Annotated in this window: 18 protein-coding genes and 1 pseudogene; 6 read left to right on the forward strand and 13 right to left on the reverse strand. The window is 35.9% G+C overall.

The window, feature by feature from the left end; genetic code table 11:
* The first annotated feature begins 29 nt into the window (after positions 1-29).
* Positions 30-1,103 (forward strand): P1 family peptidase, encoded by a 1,074-nt coding sequence (locus tag ERK18_RS02140; RefSeq protein ID WP_187154086.1) that lies wholly within the window; start codon positions 30-32, stop codon positions 1,101-1,103.
* 83 nt (positions 1,104-1,186) lie between these two features.
* A pseudogene (locus ERK18_RS02145) lies at positions 1,187-2,803 on the forward strand (glycoside hydrolase family 13 protein).
* A 164-nt stretch (positions 2,804-2,967) separates the two neighbouring features.
* Here the strand turns inward: ERK18_RS02145 and ERK18_RS02150 are convergent.
* The 11 genes from ERK18_RS02150 to glpK form a co-directional block, all read right to left on the reverse strand.
* Positions 2,968-3,480 carry an O-acetyl-ADP-ribose deacetylase gene (locus tag ERK18_RS02150; protein WP_187154087.1) on the reverse strand — a complete coding sequence of 171 codons (513 nt, stop codon included), beginning with the start codon at positions 3,478-3,480 and terminating at the stop codon, positions 2,968-2,970.
* A 145-nt stretch (positions 3,481-3,625) separates the two neighbouring features.
* Complete coding sequence (locus ERK18_RS02155; RefSeq protein ID WP_187154088.1) at positions 3,626-4,852, reverse strand: phosphopentomutase; 1,227 nt, start codon at positions 4,850-4,852, stop codon at positions 3,626-3,628.
* Complete coding sequence (locus ERK18_RS02160) at positions 4,852-6,018, reverse strand: alanine racemase (protein ID WP_187154089.1); 1,167 nt, start codon at positions 6,016-6,018, stop codon at positions 4,852-4,854. The genes ERK18_RS02155 and ERK18_RS02160 overlap by 1 nt, the downstream gene beginning before the upstream one ends.
* The gene (locus ERK18_RS02165) at positions 6,018-7,115 is read right to left on the reverse strand and encodes an aminotransferase class V-fold PLP-dependent enzyme (RefSeq protein WP_187154090.1); all 1,098 of its coding nucleotides are present in this window, start codon (positions 7,113-7,115) and stop codon (positions 6,018-6,020) included. The genes ERK18_RS02160 and ERK18_RS02165 overlap by 1 nt, the downstream gene beginning before the upstream one ends.
* The gene (locus ERK18_RS02170; protein ID WP_187154091.1) at positions 7,108-8,001 is read right to left on the reverse strand and encodes a phosphotriesterase family protein; all 894 of its coding nucleotides are present in this window, start codon (positions 7,999-8,001) and stop codon (positions 7,108-7,110) included. The genes ERK18_RS02165 and ERK18_RS02170 overlap by 8 nt, the downstream gene beginning before the upstream one ends.
* 9 nt (positions 8,002-8,010) lie before the next feature.
* Positions 8,011-9,306 carry a YhfT family protein gene (locus ERK18_RS02175; RefSeq protein WP_187154092.1) on the reverse strand — a complete coding sequence of 432 codons (1,296 nt, stop codon included), beginning with the start codon at positions 9,304-9,306 and terminating at the stop codon, positions 8,011-8,013.
* Between the two features lie 55 nt (positions 9,307-9,361).
* Positions 9,362-9,724 carry a DUF2620 domain-containing protein gene (locus tag ERK18_RS02180; RefSeq protein ID WP_187154093.1) on the reverse strand — a complete coding sequence of 121 codons (363 nt, stop codon included), beginning with the start codon at positions 9,722-9,724 and terminating at the stop codon, positions 9,362-9,364.
* Between the two features lies 1 nt (position 9,725).
* Positions 9,726-10,082 (reverse strand): PRD domain-containing protein, encoded by a 357-nt coding sequence (locus ERK18_RS02185; RefSeq protein WP_187154094.1) that lies wholly within the window; start codon positions 10,080-10,082, stop codon positions 9,726-9,728.
* Between the two features lie 17 nt (positions 10,083-10,099).
* Positions 10,100-11,017, reverse strand: a complete 918-nt coding sequence (gene yhfZ / locus ERK18_RS02190; protein WP_187154095.1) for a GntR family transcriptional regulator YhfZ — start codon at positions 11,015-11,017, stop codon at positions 10,100-10,102.
* A gap of 465 nt (positions 11,018-11,482) precedes the next feature.
* Positions 11,483-12,256 (reverse strand): tyrosine-protein phosphatase, encoded by a 774-nt coding sequence (locus ERK18_RS02200; RefSeq protein WP_109586857.1) that lies wholly within the window; start codon positions 12,254-12,256, stop codon positions 11,483-11,485.
* 26 nt (positions 12,257-12,282) lie between these two features.
* Entirely contained in the window at positions 12,283-13,785 is a 1,503-nt protein-coding gene (glpK, locus tag ERK18_RS02205; RefSeq protein WP_046332759.1) for a glycerol kinase GlpK, read from the reverse strand.
* 147 nt (positions 13,786-13,932) lie between these two features.
* On the opposite strand from glpK, the gene thiD reads away from it, so the two are divergent.
* The gene (thiD, locus tag ERK18_RS02210) at positions 13,933-14,745 is read left to right on the forward strand and encodes a bifunctional hydroxymethylpyrimidine kinase/phosphomethylpyrimidine kinase (RefSeq protein WP_046332760.1); all 813 of its coding nucleotides are present in this window, start codon (positions 13,933-13,935) and stop codon (positions 14,743-14,745) included.
* A 65-nt stretch (positions 14,746-14,810) separates the two neighbouring features.
* Entirely contained in the window at positions 14,811-15,488 is a 678-nt protein-coding gene (locus ERK18_RS02215) for a type 1 glutamine amidotransferase (protein ID WP_187154096.1), read from the forward strand.
* Between the two features lie 449 nt (positions 15,489-15,937).
* On the opposite strand, the gene ERK18_RS02220 is transcribed toward ERK18_RS02215, so the two are convergent.
* Positions 15,938-16,291 carry a hypothetical protein gene (locus tag ERK18_RS02220; RefSeq protein WP_187154097.1) on the reverse strand — a complete coding sequence of 118 codons (354 nt, stop codon included), beginning with the start codon at positions 16,289-16,291 and terminating at the stop codon, positions 15,938-15,940.
* Positions 16,292-16,763: 472 nt separating this feature from the next.
* Here ERK18_RS02220 and ERK18_RS02225 point away from each other — a divergent pair, with 472 nt between their 5' ends.
* Together ERK18_RS02225 and ERK18_RS02230 are read left to right on the forward strand one after the other, a co-directional pair.
* Complete coding sequence (locus ERK18_RS02225) at positions 16,764-17,603, forward strand: helix-turn-helix domain-containing protein (protein ID WP_187154098.1); 840 nt, start codon at positions 16,764-16,766, stop codon at positions 17,601-17,603.
* Positions 17,604-17,848: 245 nt separating this feature from the next.
* Positions 17,849-18,175, forward strand: a complete 327-nt coding sequence (locus ERK18_RS02230) for a hypothetical protein (RefSeq protein ID WP_187154099.1) — start codon at positions 17,849-17,851, stop codon at positions 18,173-18,175.
* A 102-nt stretch (positions 18,176-18,277) separates the two neighbouring features.
* On the opposite strand, the gene ERK18_RS02235 is transcribed toward ERK18_RS02230, so the two are convergent.
* On the reverse strand, positions 18,278-18,694 hold the full coding sequence (locus ERK18_RS02235) for a hypothetical protein (protein WP_187154100.1): 417 nt from the start codon (positions 18,692-18,694) through the stop codon (positions 18,278-18,280).
* Positions 18,695-18,744 lie beyond the last annotated feature (50 nt).

Raw genomic sequence — 18,744 nt, forward strand, 5'->3', positions numbered from 1 at the left:
AAGAAAATTTTTTAAAAAAAGGAGTAAAAATGGGACTTAATAAACCACTTTTATTTGCGCTTAGCGATACTAAGCCTGGACCAAAAAACTTAATTACAGATGTTGCGGGCATTACAGTTGGCCACAAGACGGTTGTTACTGACAGACTCAGGACTGGTGTAACTGTGATCAACCCCTGCCCAGATAATATCTTTCGTGAAAAAATGCCGGCAGCTGCACATGTAATTAACGGCTTTGGCAAAAGCACAGGACTTATTCAAGTTAACGAACTGGGCACAATTGAAACACCCCTGGTTTTGACCAATACACTCAGTGTCGGTACCGCCTCAATGGCTTTAGTAAAAAGAATGCTGGCTGAAAATCCTGAAATTGGCCTTTCAACTGGTAGTGTCAATCCGATCATTATGGAGTGCAATGACAGCTCAATTAATCATATCCGCGATCTAGGCGTCACTGAAAACGATGTCAACGATGCTTATGCCGCTGCAGCAACTGATTTCGCAGAAGGCGGAGTTGGTGGCGGTACAGGTATGCGCTGCTATGAACTTAAGGGTGGCATTGGTTCTGCTTCAAGACAAGTCGAGATTGACGGCAAGACCTTTACAATGGGCGCGCTAGTCATGTCCAATTTTGGCCTCAGTACTGATTTGAACATTTATGGTCATGCCATTGGTAAAAAGTTTGTGGATAACAAAGACAGTAAGGAAAAAGGCAGTATTATTACAATAATTGCTGCCGATATTCCGTTCAACTCAAGACAATTAAAACGCATTGCCAAACGTTCCGGTATCGGCATCACACGCAGTGGCTCATTTAGCGGCAACGGCAGTGGTGAGATTACTCTGGCTTTTTCTACTGCTAACCGTGTAAGTCATTTCCCTGACCACGAATTAAGCACGATTCAGGCAATTACTGATGACAAAATTGACCGCTACTTTAGGATTACGGTAGATATTGTGCACGAAGCCATTCTCAGTTCTTTGGCTCATGCCCAAACAACCCCCGACCGTGACGGCAAGCCCATGCTATGCTTAAAAGATGCCCTATTGCAACTGGGCGATGATAAAGAAGCGCTGCAGCTAATTGCGGACTTAGGACTTTAATCAGATACCGGTAACATTAATTTATCCTATCTTGCAGTGTTATAATTAACTGAAAATGTGAGCGATTGCAAAGGAGAATTAAGATGACACCATGGTGGAAAAATGCAGTAATTTATCAGATTTATCCCAAGTCTTTCCAAGACAGTAACGGTGACGGTATTGGAGACCTGCCCGGCATTATGAGTCACTTGGATTATTTGCAAAAATTGGGGATCGATGCAATTTGGCTTTCGCCAATTTACAAATCTCTCGGCATCGATAATGGTTATGACATTGCCGATTATGAAGCAATTGATCCGCAATATGGCACCATGCAAGACATGGACAGGCTGATTAGTGAAGCTAAAAAACGCGGCATTCGGATCATCGTGGATTTAGTTGTTAATCATACCTCTGATCAACATCAATGGTTTATTGAGGCACGCAAAAGTAAAGATAATCCTTACCGTGATTTTTACATCTGGCGTGATCCTGTTGCCGGTCATGAACCTAACGATTTAAAATCTGACTTTTCAGGTTCTGCTTGGCAATTTGATGCTCAAACCGGTCAATATTATTTGCACTTTTTTGCCCCGCAACAACCAGATTTGAATTGGCAAAATCCAAAATTACGGCACAAAATATACGACATGATGAACTTCTGGCTTGATAAAGGCATTGGCGGCTTCCGCATGGACGTAATCGAACTGATTGGCAAAGAGCCTGATCGCAAAATTCGCGAAAATGGTCCACAGCTTCATCATTATATTCAGGAAATGAACCAAGCTGTTTTAGCTAACCGTGATGTAGTCACTGTTGGTGAGACCTGGAGTGCCGACCTTGACAGTGTCCGCAAGTATTCTGATCCTGACCGGCATGAACTCTCCATGATTTTTCAATTTGAAGATCAGAATATTGATAAACAACTGGGAAAACCAAAATGGGATCTCAAGCCCTTTAAAGCCAGCGATCTTAAGGAAGTTTTAGTTAAATGGCAGACGCAAATCGATTATAATCATGGCTGGAATAGTTTATTTTGGGAAAACCATGACCTTCCCCGTGTCATTTCACGTTGGGGTGATGACGGCAAATACCGCGTACAATCTGCCAAAATGTTTGCCATTGCCTTACATTTAATGCGTGGTACTCCGTATATTTATAATGGTGAAGAAATTGGTATGACTAACTGCCCAGTCAAAGATATCTCTGAAGTTGAAGACCTCGAAAGTATCAATATGTATAATGAGCGACTCAAGCAAGGGTATACTAAAGAAGAACTGATCAGGTCAATCAATGCTAAAGGGCGCGACAATGCGCGCAGGCCGATGCAATGGTCAGCGGCTTCTGCTGCTGGCTTTACTACCGGGACGCCTTGGCTAGCACTTAATCCCAATTATCAGGATATTAACGTTCAAGCCACTTTAGCTGACCCACAATCAGTTTTTTATACCTATCACAAACTCATTAAATTACGTCATGAAAACGAAATTATCACTAATGGCAACTTCACTCCTGTTTCCGCCAGCCCTAGCATCTTGGCTTATTACCGTGAACTTGCAGGCATGCGCTGGTTAGTTGTTGCCAATTTGACAGATAGTGTTGAACAGTTTTCTGCACCAGATAAAATTGACTAGGTTTTAATTAGTAACTATAATGCACCGCAATCACTTAATAACATTAACTTAAGGCCATATGAAGCCTTCGCTGTGGTCGTAAAATAAGAACCAACCGTATTTACGTGAAAAATACCCCCAAATTTGTTCTAAATTTAGGGGTATTATTGTGGCTAAATTATCAAAATAAGATTTAGCAACTAAAGGGATGGTTCGATGTCAGGAAGATTAATTTTCGAAAAGCAATTGATAGCAACTTTTTTAATTTTTACTCAAGCATATTTTTTAACTTCTGTTCGGTATAACTCTGCCGTTTGGGCATCAAAGGCACACATAATAACTTTCATTTGATAGTCAGAATGCTCCGTAAGCCAATTTTGCACGGCAGTAAAAGCAATATGGGCAGCTGGTGCAGCCGGAAAACCGTAAGCTCCTGTAGAAATTGCCGGAAAAGCAATACTATGCAGGTTATGATCTCTAGCTAAAGCTAACGAGTTTATATAACAGTCTTTTAATAACTCATTATCTTGTTTAGAACCTGAATAAATTGGCCCCACGGTATGAATGACAAACTTAGCAGGTAACATGTACCCCTTGGTAATCTTAGCCTGCCCCGTTTCACAGCCATGAAGCTGGCGACACTCTGCTAGTAGCTGCGGTCCAGCTGCCCGGTGTATTGCCCCATCAACACCCAAGCCACCTAACAATGTCTTATTGGCAGCATTAACAATTGCATCTAACGTTAATTTAGTTATGTCCCCTTGAATAATTTTGATATTTTCCATAAACTTGGCCTCTTTTTTATTTAATTTTAAGCCCAAATTATTTTTTTGCCAAAACAAAAAAATGCGACTCATGTGAGCCGCATTTTTCGTCTATCATTTTTGGTCTATATAAATCAGTAAAAGCCTTAAATATATTATAGCATTATCAAGAAATATCCACACCGCCTGTTATTCTGTTAAGAAAGCTAGTTCCATTCTGTGGCATTTCTACTCCAAAGAATTCAGCCCCAGTTGCACCAACATCAGAAAGAGATTCTCTTTCACCAACATATTTATAATGAACATTCTCTTTATATATTAATAAAGGAACCTTTTCCCTAGTATGTTGTGCATGACCGATAGTAGGATCATCACCATGATCTGCCATGACAATTAAAATATCATCTCCGGTAAAATACTGCTCCGCTTCAGGCAATCTTCTATTTACAATTTCCAAAATATTTGCATAATGATCTGTATCTTCAGAGTGACCAGCTAAGTCAGTTTCCTGAATATTCATGAAAATTAATCCATTACTTATTTCTTTTGCCTGATCCATAAATCTGTCAAATAAGTAGTTACTATCTACACCAGGAAATCTTCTATCAGTGTCACCTCTTACTATATCAGAAGCTTTACCAATTAAGGCTACATCAATTCCATGGCGAATCAAAATACTAGCTAGCTGGACCTTGGGATTAATACCGTAACCTAAATGAACAACATGGTAATTTTTCTTATATACACCTGATTCCGGTGCAGAAATACCAACATACTTTTCTTTTTTAATGTGCCGAGCATCAAGAATATTATCAATGGTCACATCACTACCACCAAAAGCAATTACTCTGGATACTTTGACTACTTTTCTAACAGATTCTCCTAATTTTGTAATTTCTGCAAATGACATTTTATCTAAAGTAGCCGTAACATTATATACTTGTCCTGGATCTGCTTCTAAATTATCAGCAACAGTTGCACAGTTATTAACAACTAAAATTTCTAATCCTGGATCTCCGTATCTTTTTACAGCAAAGCCGTCTTCTTTTACCTGCTTTTCAACCTGATCAATTACTTCATTAAAGGGTTGAAGTAAAGGCATTGGTGGATTAGTTCCCATTATTTCTTGGTGTCCTAAATAAGAATCAGCTCCGTGATGTTTAAGAAGAGCTGTACCCCAGTTCGCGTCTGGCGAAAAAATATGTCTGCCACGTTCAACACCAATTGCATTAATTAAACCTAATCTTTCAAGATTGGGAATGTCAATATTCGGCTCAGCTTTAATGATATTTAAAGCTGTATTTGAACCAACATCATTAGGCCGGACTTGAGGTACATCGTCCATTGCACCAACACCAAAGCCGTCTAAAACTATTACACCAAATTTACTCATTACATTATCTCCTTAGGCATATGCTTGCCCTGACTATCATATAAACCTAATAATTTTGGCTTGCCTGATTGCAAACCATCTACAATCGCTACAACACTTCTTGTAACAAAAATTTGCGTCCTAAAATCAGTAATAACTGTTGCACCCTCTGTATAAGAATCTTCAAGCTCCAAGTAATAGTCAATGCTTTCACTATCAAAAGGCAAAACTTTACTTTCATATTCCTGATTATCAGCAAATACTAATGCATTATGTGCATGTCCTCTTCTGTAATATCCTCCGCCATAAAAATAGCTGTGGCCCTTAAAACTATGCGAAATCTCACTAACATAGCAGTATGCCGGAATTTCCGGTTGCCTTGAATTTGCATGAAGTGGCGTAGTACCTGATAAACCATGACCGGGCTCCCCTTCGTTTCCTCCCAATTTTTTAATTAATGGAATTGAATTGCAACATGTAGCAGAAGGTAAACTCACAACCTGTAAAGGATAATTATTTTCCCGAAATATTTTTCTGACTTTTTCTATAGTTTTAATATTAGTAGTAGGTTCAATTTTATTAGTAGTGTCATTAAATAAAAGTGCGGGAAAACAGGTTATACCAACCAACTCAACATTTGAAAAGTTTACGATTTTAGTGAAATTAGACTCAAACTCGCTGATAGTTAACCCTCCCACTTGTCCCGGATAGAGTTCATCACTATTTCCTATAACTTTAAGGATGATTTTTTGAGTTATTTTTAATTCTTTAGCTATTTGATTGATATATACTAAATTGTTCATCGAATAAACCGTTACGTATTTGGTTCCATAAGCTAAGACTTTTTTTACTAAGCTTCTCGGCATTTGCACCAAATTTCCCACATTACCGAGGTGCAGTCCATAATGCATAAAGGTTTCTGCTTCCCTAAAATCAACAACAACTGCTAGTGGTATTCCTGCTTCTTCAATCGTTTTGGCTATAACTGGATTACGACCAAATTGCTTTGTCATATAAAGCAATTCAACCTTATTTTCTTGAGCTACCTTAACCATTTTTTTAGTATTATTTTTAATTGCTTCCAAATCAATGACATAAGTGTCTGGTAAAATCCGACCACTTTGATGAAGTTGAACTGCATAATCAATTAGACAAGGGTTATATTTTTTTAGTGAAGGTAAAAACATTATTTCACCTCCCTTATACATTTTTGTAAAATGTTAATAATAGTATCTGCACCTGCTCTATATGGATTTATTCGAATAGTATTGTCCAATAATTCAGGATCATATGCTTTAAATGTTCCTGAAACTCTGTATATCATAGGAACAATTTCATATTTAGATTCTGCACCAACTGGATTAGGTGCCCCACCAAATTTAGCTACATTTTTTAAAATTTCTTTTGCTATCGGATGAGCAAATTCCACCAGTAAAACTTTTGATTGTGCATTTGCAACGTAAGCTTTTTTGATCCCTGGAACCTCGTTGTTATTAAGTCTCTCTTTTAACTCATTAATAACTCGAGCCTGATTAGCTAATGCAACAGGTGCATATACCATGCCCCTTAAAACATCCAAAGCTTCATGCCCCTGAACTTGCGAACCACCCGAATAATTTTCTTCTCGTAGTTTATCCAAGTACATTTTTTTACCGACTATACATCCTATCCCTTCAGGACCCAATAACTTAAATGTGGAAAAACAACTTAAATCTGCACCTAGTTCAGTTCCAATTTTTTGCACTTTCATAACGGCGTAATTATCATCTGTAATGATAGGAATATTGCGGTTATAGTGCGTCCTTAAGATTTTTAAAACATGACCCATATCATAAGAATCATCAGGCTTTTGTCTAGTATATTGAACTAATATGCCCGCAATATTTTCCGGTAATTTAACAGTATCAATTTCATTGAAATCAACTTCTTTTGTTTTTACACCCATCATAGTTAGAGAAACTTGGGTAGTGGGATAAATTGGAGCTTCATGAACTAACAAAGTTTGTCCCGCATTTAAAGCAGAATGTAGTGCGTTTCTAATAGCGCCAGTACCTGAACCTCTTACCAGCATGGCGGCTTCAGTATTAAAAAACTTAGCGATTACTTCCTCTGCCTTTTTTGTAAACTTGGGTTCATTTAATCCTGGAATAACTCCCAAGTCTCCTCTGGTAATAATCTCATTACCCGCAAAAACATTAGTAATTGCATCTACTAATTGCCACTGCTTTTTTAAAGCTTCATCCGGTGTAATACTTTCTAGCGGATATGTTGTAAAATCAGTCATTCCAATCACCACCAAAAATTCTTTGAGGGTTTTCTACCAGCATTTTATTAATAAACCCCTCAGTTACACCGCCAGCTTTTAGCTCAGGAATGAAACTATCCAGTAAATAAGCATAGCCAATGCCACCATTTGCTTTTAAATGAGATTTTCTGGTTATGTCCATCGACATAACAATTTGATCTGTAAAGCCTGCATCTTGAGCTGCCTTAATTATGTCCACCCGTTTAGCATCAGACATATAATTATTTTTACCTATAGTATCTATTTCTACGTTGATTCCTGTCTTTAACATTTCTAAAACATAATTAGGATTACCGGTTAAATCAACATGTCCGATAATGATTTTGCTTAAATTAGCATGTTTTTTTTGAAAAAATTCAACTTGCTCGTGTCCTAAAGTACCTATTGAGGTATGTGTCATAATTGGAGTATGAGTTTCTTTACTAGCAATAACTGCTGCATTAAATACTTTTTCTTCTTGTTCAGTCCACCTATTTTTAGTTGTGGCAATTTCTCCTATGACTCCAGCTTTAATATCTGTATTTTTAATTCCTATTGTAATGTCTTTGATCATCATTTCAGCTAATTGTGTGACTGATAACTGATATACTTCTATTGGTAAAAAGGCGGATTGATACCAGCCTGTAGCTTGGACAATATTAATTCCTGTTTCTGTAGCTACTTTTTGTGCATAAGCTATATTTCTTCCAATACCTCGACAGGTTGCTTCAACAATGTTTCTTACCCCTTTTTTGTAAAGCTCTTTTAATTCCTGTATTACAAGCTGTTGAGAATCAAGTAATGCATCTTCATCCTCAATTACTTCAGAGCGGTCTATAGGAATATGTTCATGCACATACGTGATACCTGGTTTTAAAACTGTCATATAATCTCCTTAGAATAAATGAACTATTCTTAAAATATTTAACAAAAGTCCTAAAGCTATAGTGGCAATTGGTCCTACAGCCATATCAACTAAAGGCTTCTTCATTTTTTTATTTAAGAGCCAGGTACCTATGACCCAGAAGAATCCCAGATTTGGTGCCATCTTATTACATGCAATGGCCGCCCCAATTAATAACGAAGTTGAAATGGTTTCCATCAGAGAAGTACGAATATGGTCACCCATATCACGTAAACCTGGAAACTTATCCATTCCTTTAGCGGTAGCACCTAAGGCTTGTACTTCAATCCACATCCAGACAGCACCTGCGATAAAGGCAACTAACGGTTGACCTTTTAATAACAAGCCGATGGCAAAAATTAAAGTTGTTCCAGCCATACCGTAAACACCAGTTACAATAGCGGTGGAAAATACTAAGGGAATGAAGCCGATGGCTCTGGCAAAAGTTGCCATTGCTGCTTCTTGAATTTGCCCTTTAATCAATAACTGTTGAGGAAGAACATCAACTGCAAGAATTAATTCACTTGAAGCAGCAGTGATCAAGCCCCCCATTAATGAAAGCCAAATCCAATTTTTCTTAATTCTTCCAATACGTGCAGAAAAGACATTAACCAAATTTTCGTTTGAGTTATTGGTTCCCTTTACTTTGGCTGCGTAATAAACCATACAAATCATTGCCACTAATAGTGCCATACCGGTTGCGTTCAAAGTGATGGTAATACCATTACCCAAGTTAAAGATTCCAAACTTACTAATTAGAATGTAAGTTACAAAGGTCCAAACAAAGGTAATAAGACCCTTTTTTACATTATGTTGCTCTGCAACTGCAATTGCTGGAAATGCACAAAAGGCAAGCAATATTGGACTACCTAAAAGAGAAAGTGCTCCAAAAAAGTTAAATGGCAGCATTTTGAATAGTTTAACGATCCAGGATAAGCCTAATAATAAGCCAGCACCATAAACTGCTCCAATTGCAAAAGCAGCAGTGGCACCCCATTTATTATCAGGTGTCCAAGTCCCAAAAATATCGCAAGCAAGTAAAATACTATGAGCGAGTAAAATCGTTGAACCAATTGATACAGGAATACCAAAACCAATAATTAAGCCAAAACTAACTCCAAAAGATGTTAGAGCTAATTCACGTCTATTAATTTTGTGGTCAAAATATTCTGGATAAATTGGCCTTAATCCATCATTGAAAACAGCAATGCCTTTATTCGCCAAAACTGAACCAACGCCCCCAACCAGGGCTATTAGAACATAATTTATAATTGTAGTCATTGACATTTTTTCTCCTCCTTATATTCAATATTCTAAAAATTGAATATTGATATTAAAAACACTATAAAGGTAATGCCTTAACAATTTCTGGCAATACAGTATCTTTAGCATTAAATGTAAAGCCAAAAGCAACTTTGCCGTTTTCTACCCCTTTTTTAATTTCATCTGCTTTTAATACCTTAGTTGGTGTAGCAACAGTGAGGGTTTTTCCCGAACCAAGTAAGGCGGTAGCCATCGCTAATGCACCTCCAGCACCAGTTTGACAGGCACCGATGTAAAAATCAGCTTGATGATTTTGGACTGCCATTGCAGCATCCAGGTCACTCTGCACAGTAATTTCGACATTTTTATCGCTTGTTAACTTTTGTAAATCTTTCTTGATATCATCCTTGCCCATTTGACCACCAATTACTATTTTAGTCATATTATTGACCTCCCTTCGATAAAACATTTACTAAATGCATAATAATATATTGATCTTCATCTTTACTAAGGACAACTGGTGCTTTTGCTTTCTTTTCTAGCCAATATTGCTTTGCTCGTTGATATGCAGGCTTATTTTCTATTTGCTGCCAAAGAGCTTCCGGCATGGTATCAATCATTTCGTTATTTCTTTGTCTTGAGATGGTCATTGCCACATGAATTAATAACATCTCTTCTTTATTTCCATCATCATATTTACTCAAATCATTATCAATTTCGTTAAGAAATTTTACGTCTAAATCATTAATTTTACCTACCTGCAATAGTAAATTTAACTTATTTTGTGTCTGTTTTTGCATTAAAAATGACCACATCCTTAATATTCTGGAAGAAGTTCTCCAGAAATCACTTTTTTCTGTGTGCTTAGTAATTTATCTACATCTATCGTTTTCTCTAAAATACTTTTTGTAAAAATATCCGTTTTTTTACCAACAAATACAGCTTGAGAAGAGCGAACAGTTAAGTTATTATCTATTTCATTATAAGCAAGTGGATAGTTATGTTCGACAACTTCATCCTCATTCCAAATAGCAAAGTCGATTAGTCCTTCTTCTATACTCTTGCTCACTTGGTTATATGGCATTTGAATTAACTGTACATCTTGGCCCTTAGTCACATATTTAGTCAGTAAAGTATAATCAATGGACTGTGTATCTACCCCAATTTTGGCACCACTTTTTATTTGTGCATCTTCACCTTTTCTGAAAACTAAAACGTGCTTTGTAACATAAGTTTGTTCAGGCAGTACTAAAAATTCCGCTAAGTTGTCATTTTTTTTAATTAAATAATCAGCAGTTAAGCCTGAAGTGATAATGAAATTGCTACGATCTTCCTGTAATCCCGAAAGTCTCTTTTCACTACCATTCATATACGAAAGACTGACCTGAATCTCATTGTTCAAAAATGCCTTGTAAATTCCAGTTGCGAGTCCTTCATATTTTTTAGTATATGGTAGTGGTAATGAACCAACCAATGTATGATTTCCTATATAAGAAAGTAGCTTTTGGTGATTAACATTTTCAACAAATGTACCTAAATGACCTCTTGATCTTGTACTAATTGCACCATCCTCCTTTAAGATACTAATTGCTGCCTGCATTGTACCCTGAGATATATTTGATTCTTTGCAAAATTCCTCTACTGTTGGTACGCGATCGTCAGGTTCCAAAAGTAAATACTTTTTTGCTAAAAATGTTAGCGCTAATCCTCTCATTTTATACTGTGCAGTTTGCAACTTAAAATCTCCTTTTTATAGAATATTCAAAATACCGTATATTGAATACGGTTTCAGTATTACTCAAATCGTGCCTTTTGTCAATATAATTTTAAATTTGCCATAATATATCAAATACAAGCTTTAAAGAAAACTTATCGGTAAAACTTAAAAATAAATGGTTAATCTCCTTAAAAAAGGGCTTTATATAGTTCTTATACCTTACGGTTAAATTTTGATATTTTTACTGATAACTAATATTAAGTTCAAGAAAAAATATATATGAAAAAAAACATTGAACAATAAAATTCAATGCCTTTTTATCTCGTTGATTTTTTCTTTTTAAATTAAGCATTTTGTTTAATATTTTACAGAACTATTAACCCATCACCTGACTACACCAGAGGACTACACTTATGAACCTGTCATCTTTGAAACATTAGCTTTTTTAGCAACATCAAGCAAGGTTACCATCACGATTCGCCCCTAATCTAAGTACATTCGTTTTAGTTGAGCCAAGTCATCATCATTAAAGCCCAATACTTTTTTGAAAAAGGTGGGAAAATCGCCCCAGCCGCCACGGACTGTTTCTGTAATGCCGCGAATAGCTATACCTTCACCTTTAGTTACATTCATTTTTGAAACCATTTGCGTAATTTCATCATTACTTGGCAATTGGCGAGAAACAGCAAAATCATATAACTCGTTAGTTAATAAATAATCGCGGGCGATGGTATCATCATCTACTCCAAGTGCCATTAATATTAAAGCCGAAACCATTCCTGTTCTGTCCTTACCAGCACTGCAGTGATAGACCAGTGCTTCATCTGCGGGCAATTCTAGCAGTTCCGCAAAAACACGGGCAAACATTTCCTGACTGTGCGAACTAAGCAGAGTTTGCTGGTAAATGCGACCAATAAAATTATTGTGCATATCAGGAATATGGTGCAAAAAACGGTAGATTGAACGATTGTTTTGGGCATCATTGACGTTATCAGAATATACCGGCAAGTCCACATATTCCACATCGGGCCAAGAAATATCCGGTGAAGAGGACTTCTCGTATTCAGAGCGTAAATCGCAATCAACAGTGACACGCATTTTAGCTAATTTAACTTGATCCCTGGCCGTTAAAGAACTAAGTGAATCTGAACGATAAATTTTATTCCATTTAACTGTTTTACCAGTCACACTTTGATAACCGCCAACATCACGAAAGTTCATCGGACTATCTAGTGCTACTATTCGATCATGTGCCAATTTCTTGTCCCCCTTTTTTAAATAACTTATTCACCATGTGCAAAAACCTGAGTAGCTTTTACGGCCTTCTTCCAGCCTTGATATAAATGTTCTTTTTCACTTTCAGGCATTTGAGGTTCAAAGGTCTTGCCTACAACAAAAATATCTTTTAATTCAGCCACATTTTGCCAATAGCCGACTGCGAGGCCAGCCAAGAAGGCTGCGCCCATTGAAGTTGTTTCCAATACTTTAGCACGTTCGATTTTAATGCCCAGGATATCTGACTGGAATTGGAGCAAATAATCATTATTGGACGCTCCGCCATCAACGCGCAAGGTTGGAATTTTAATGCCGGAATCAACCTGCATCGTATCCACTACATCCCGTGTTTGATAAGCCAGCGATTGCAACGTCGCCTTGATAAAATCCTTATCATTTGTTCCACGTGTAATTCCAAAAACGGATCCACGTGCTTCTGAATCCCAGTACGGTGCACCTAAACCTGTGAAAGCCGGAACAACGTAAACCTCATTTTCAGACTTCGATTGTCTGGCTGCTTTTTCCGAATCTGCAGCCGTCTTAATCATTTTTAACGAGTCGCGCAGCCACTGAATAGCACTGCCTGAAACAAAAATAGAACCCTCTAAAGCATAAGAAATTTTCCCATTCAAGCCATAAGCAATAGTCGTCAATAGATTATTGTCCGACTCTGTCGGCTGCTCACCGGTATTCATCACGATAAAGGAGCCAGTACCATAAGTATTTTTAACCATGCCTTTTTTCAAAGCCAGTTGACCAAACAAGGCTGCCTGCTGATCTCCGGCAATACCGGCAATTGGTACTTTGCCACCAAAAAAGGTATAAGACTTGGTATAACCATAGATTTCAGAATTGGACTTAACTTCTGGCAACATTACTTTGGGAATATTGAGCAGTTTCAAAATGTCGTCATCCCATTTTAAGTCGTGAATATTAAACAGCATCGTTCTCGAAGCATTAGTGTAGTCAGTCACATGGACTTCACCATCAGTTAAGTTCCACAAAAGCCAGCTGTCAATTGTACCAAAAAGCAAATCACCATTTTCGGCCTTTTCTTGTGCACCAGCAACATGGTCTAAAATCCAGCGAATTTTGGTAGCACTAAAGTACGGGTCAATTATTAGTCCCGTCTTTTTATGGATCAATTCACTATAGCCATCGGTCTTTAACTTTTCAGCCAAGTCGGTTGTCTGCCGTGACTGCCAAACAATTGCATTATAAATGGGTTTGCCGGTCTTTTTATCCCAAATTACCGTTGTTTCACGCTGGTTAGTAATACCAATTGCTGCTATTTGCCCCGGTCGCACGCCAGAATTAATAATGGCATTGGCAATTGTTGTTTGAACTGCGTGCCAAATCTCTTCAGGTTTATGCTCTACCCAACCAGGTTGAGGAAAATATTGGGGAAATTCCTTTTGTGATGAAGCTATTTTTCTGCCCTGATGATCAATTATCATCGCTCTGGTTGAAGTAGTTCCCTCATCGATTGCCATAATATATTGTTTTAGCATATTGTTTCTTGTATCCTCTCCGACAGAAAGCGGTTTATACTAATTTTACTACCCGGACTTGCTTTTACAAGAAATTATTATAACATTATCCCTATTTTAAGTTATACTGGTTACATAGAGCTTACGTTAAAAAGAGGATACATGAAAATGAAAAAAGAAATTATTGCTTTAACAATCGCGGGAAATGACAGCGATGGCAGTGCGGGGATGACTGCTGATTTACATTCATTTTATGCCCGTCAAGTATATGGTATGGGGCTTTTAACAGCTGCCGTTGCTGGTAATACAACTGGTATATATGCACAAGAAGTTATGCCTATTTCTTTTATTCAGGAACAATTTGACGTACTAAACGATGATTTTAAAATTGACGCACTAAAAACCGGTATGCTGGCTAACAAGGACGTAATTGCCTGTGTTGCTGCTAATTTGCACAAGTATGATATGGGTAAGATCGTACTCGATCCGGTTATTATGACCAAACACGGTGATACCTTGCTTGATGACGATGCCTACCAGGCTTTTCTTGAGCAGTTAATGCCACTGGCTGACATTATTACGCCTAACTTTTACGAACAGAAAAAATTAACCGGTTTGAATTTAGCTAGCAAAGATGAAATTCATCAGGGAGCCAAAAAATTGCAGGATATGGGAGCCAAAAATGTTTTAATGAAAGGCCGTCATGATGATTCTGCGCAGTCGCAAGTAACAGATATTTTACTCACTGCAGACGGAAAATTTCACGAATTTACCAAGCCGTTTATTAATACAGATAGAATTAATGGTACAGGTGACACACTATCAGCAGTAATTGCTGCTGAATTAGCAAAAGGACAATCAATTATTGCCAGTGTACAAACTGCTAAAGATTTTACTTATGAAGCTATTGCTCACCCCATTGCAGTTGGCTCCAAATATGGCCCTATTAATCATTTTGCAGCGCAACAAAATCTTAAATAACTATTCTTTGCCCACTTCTAACTATTAAGATATACTTTAAACAAGAAAATAGGGGTTGGTAAACAATGGCGAACAAAATAATCAAGATTGCATATTTATACGAAGACCTGATGAACACCTATGGTGATTCCGGAGATGTTAAAATCATAAGTTTTTTACTTAAAAAGCAAGGCTATACTACGCAAGTCGATAATATTTCTCTTGGTAGTGAGTTCAATGCTTTTGACTATGATTTCATCTTTTTTGGCGGTGGACAGGACTTCGAGCAAACTGTTATTGCCAAAGATTTACCGCGTCATAAAGAAACTTTAACCAAGTACATTAACGCAGGTAAACCTATGGTAGGCGTTTGTGGCGGCTACCAACTCGTTGGCACTTATTACAAAACTAATGCCGGTGTGACTATCAAGGGGCTAGATATCCTGCCCTTCCATACTGTTTTTAAAGCAGATAAGCGCATGATTGGCGATACCCGCTACATGAGTGAATGGGGCGAAGTCAAGGCCTTTGAAAATCATTCCGGGCAAACTTATTTTGACGATCAGGATAAGCTGCATCCCTTAGGAGAAATGATTGAAGGCTACGGCAACAACCCGCAAGACCACGTTGAAGGCCTGCGTTATCGTAATTTCACTGGTACCTATTCTCACGGACCATTGTTAAAAAACTTGAATGTCGCTAATGCCATAGTAAAGATGATTCTTGAATGGCATGATGAGCGAATAGCAGCTAAAACAAATTAATTGCAAAAAAGCTACTAGACGTAGTAAATGATATGACCCCTGAATTAAGACAATTTCGCAGGTCATATTTTTATGTCTAAATTGTCTAAGCAAGATAAAATTGAAATCTATTATCTTTGGCATGATTATCAAATTGGCTCTGGTGAATTAAGTTGGCGTTAAATGTATTTTTATTGTTTAGTGAACTAAAACTCATCTATTCTTCTTTTATTCTTTACTATTTTGAGTTGATCCAAACATTATTATAGATATTAAATATCTTTCTTTCGTATAAATAGATGCCACATTTAAATAAATAATTTATTTAATTAGTTATATTGCTGACTTTAATTACTACATAAAAATACTCCTAGCAAGCAAAGTTGTTAGGAGCATTCTTTATTAGAAATAAAATGGCGGGGCTAAAACATTTTAACCAATCTCTTTGACTTAAAATTTAATTGTTAAATTTATAGATCTCCACCATATTTTTTACGCATCTTTAAGTCATAATGTATGGCAATAAGTAATATCAATGTCCAAACGGCGCATATTATAATTAATGGCCACACATCAACTACTTTTTGAATATATACTGAAACATTAGCTTTAATTGGAAATATGAAGTACATGAATAATGCGCCCCATGGAACCAAAAAAGGAATACAAGATAAAAATATTTCAACATTTTTAGGATATAGTCGTGGTCTACTATAGACTTCTTTTTTGTGTCTACTTACATAAAATATACCTGCTATCACAAGGATAATTAATGAAAGCTGACCTACATGAAGTATGAATTGTATAACTGGTGAAGTAGCCATTTTTGAGCCCCCTTAACATACAAACTATTTGATAGTCTGTAATGTTTTTAGAATTTTAATCGTGCAAAACTCCTTCGGAGTCTTGTGCAGCCTAATTTATATCTTGATAAATTCCTGATTTTCTATAGCTGGCATTAAAGTTAGATAAATTAGTTGCCCAGGTTTGTGCCCTGTTTTGTACTATAGCCGAGGCATTTTGCTAAAAGTGCAAGCTTTTATTTAAAAACCGCATAACTGAAAATGTAATAAACATTATAAATTCTTTCTATAAAGAATTAATATATATATTAGAAATTATGTTAAATTTAGAACTCTATTTTTAATTTTATTCCTACTTTCATAATAACATTGATTTTTATGAAAATGTGTGCAAAGCCTGCACAATAAGGAAAAAATATTGTTTAATATTTATAGAATAAATATTAAAAACAGAATAATTTTTTAATAAAACTAATTAAGGTAATTGGCCGGTATGAGTAGATTTGGTATAACTATTAGAAAATTGAGAATATCCCGCAGAATAACACAACAAGAGTTAGCAAATGATCTTTTTGACCGCAGTGAACTTTATAAGATAGAACATAGTGAATTAGCTGTTTCTTATGAGAATGAAATCGAACTGATTAAACGACTAAGTCTTACACCAGATGAATTTGAATATATTAGTAATAATTATACTTTAAGCTTTAAGCGACGACTATTACACCGTTTTTTTGAACTTGAAATAAGTACAGATACTGCCGATAATAGTATCGCTGATATAGAAGCATTGTTGCAAGATTGCTTTTTGGTAGAAAATGACGGGGACATCGGAAGAATTAAAACAATTTTAGAAGCTTTATTATTAGCCAATAAACCTAAAGGGTTAGACAAAGCTAAAAAGATGGTGCAACCAATCTGGTTTGATTATCTGGCTAAAACTAAAATTCTTACAATCACTGATATTTATGTTCTAAATACAATTTTATTTGCTTTTGATTATGAAACTGCAAATGAAATTATTGCTAAAATCATTATGGTAATTGACAGAGATTACCCTTTTAAAAAAGCTTTGAAAATTAATACTTTAATTAATCAGGCCATGATAGAAATGCTGGATCATAAATTTAAGCTGGCAGCTGATAATATGCTTAAGCTAAAGCCGCTAATTAAAAAGCTTGGTCAATATGATAAATTGCTTGTAATAAGGGCAAGAATTGCGGTTTGTCAAAAAGATAAAACTAAAGCTTTGGAACAAGTAAGTTTACTAGAAAAAATTGAGGCGCAACAATTAGCTAATAATTTGAAATCAGAAATCAAAGAATTTCTTTAGACTTATTGAACATAGTCTAGTGAACAATTATTTCCTCTATAATCATATAAATTCTAATATGTTCGCAAAAGTGTACTTTATCTCCCATATATATTTTAATGAGAGTTACATCGTTGCCTTTGACCTCCATAACCACTGTGTTGTCAATTGTTGCTATATTTTTTATATGTTGCGACAAGCTCAAAAGGCTCTGCCGATGTATTATTCATCTCAGGCATATTATCGTATTAAACAAGGAAGCAAAAATGAAAAAAACTATAACTGTATTTATTTTAACATTTCTCTTTATAGGCATGGGAATGGGCTTTATACATTATTATAGAATTAATTCTTTAGAAAAAACCGTATATCTTAGTGCTGGCGAAAGAAAATATTCATATAACTTAGACACATATAAATGCTTACATAATAAAAAAATTGCTTCTGTTAAAATAACTACTGATAATCAAGGATCTTATGATACGCTTTATTATGTCGGAAAAATTAATAATAGATATTATGGCTTTCTATTTAAAGATCGTGGCATATTAAGAAAAGCAAAATTAATTTATATTAAAAAAATTGATGAATAATAGCATATTAGCTTTTAATATAATGATTTTAACAATGCGAAATGACTGAACTAAAAAGGCAGCTTAAACTTGGTAAGCTGCCTTTTCTATAAATTAATGAAATTAACCGTAATATTGATCCTGGTCTAAAGCAGTTTCATCAAAATCAACTATCATAAATTCATAGTTTGAAAAACACTCCATCCAGTTGTTATAATAGTCGTTCTCTCTTTTTAGCGCCTTGCTGTTTTCTTCTCCTTCTATTATAAAAGGCTTTGAACGTATATTAAAATTTGCATGTATTGCAACCAGCAAATTCAATAAACACAAGAAATCTTTTGCGGAATCCACACTTACATGAAAAGATTTAAACGAATTATTATTTTCGCCAAGATAACTTTTTGCTCTATTATACTCATCAGCAGATTCTGCCTTATGATTTTCAACGCTATTTACATTCTCTTCAATAATAGCTGTCGGAGCTTGCTTTTTAAAAAAATCTAGTATCTTTCTTAATTTAAAAAATTGTTCATCATTCATTTTTATTATTCTCATTTAAAAGGCGGTGCTCGGAAACATTATATCTCCTA

It is taken from the genome of Lactobacillus kimbladii (assembly GCF_014323605.1).
GTDB lineage: Bacteria > Bacillota > Bacilli > Lactobacillales > Lactobacillaceae > Lactobacillus > Lactobacillus kimbladii_B.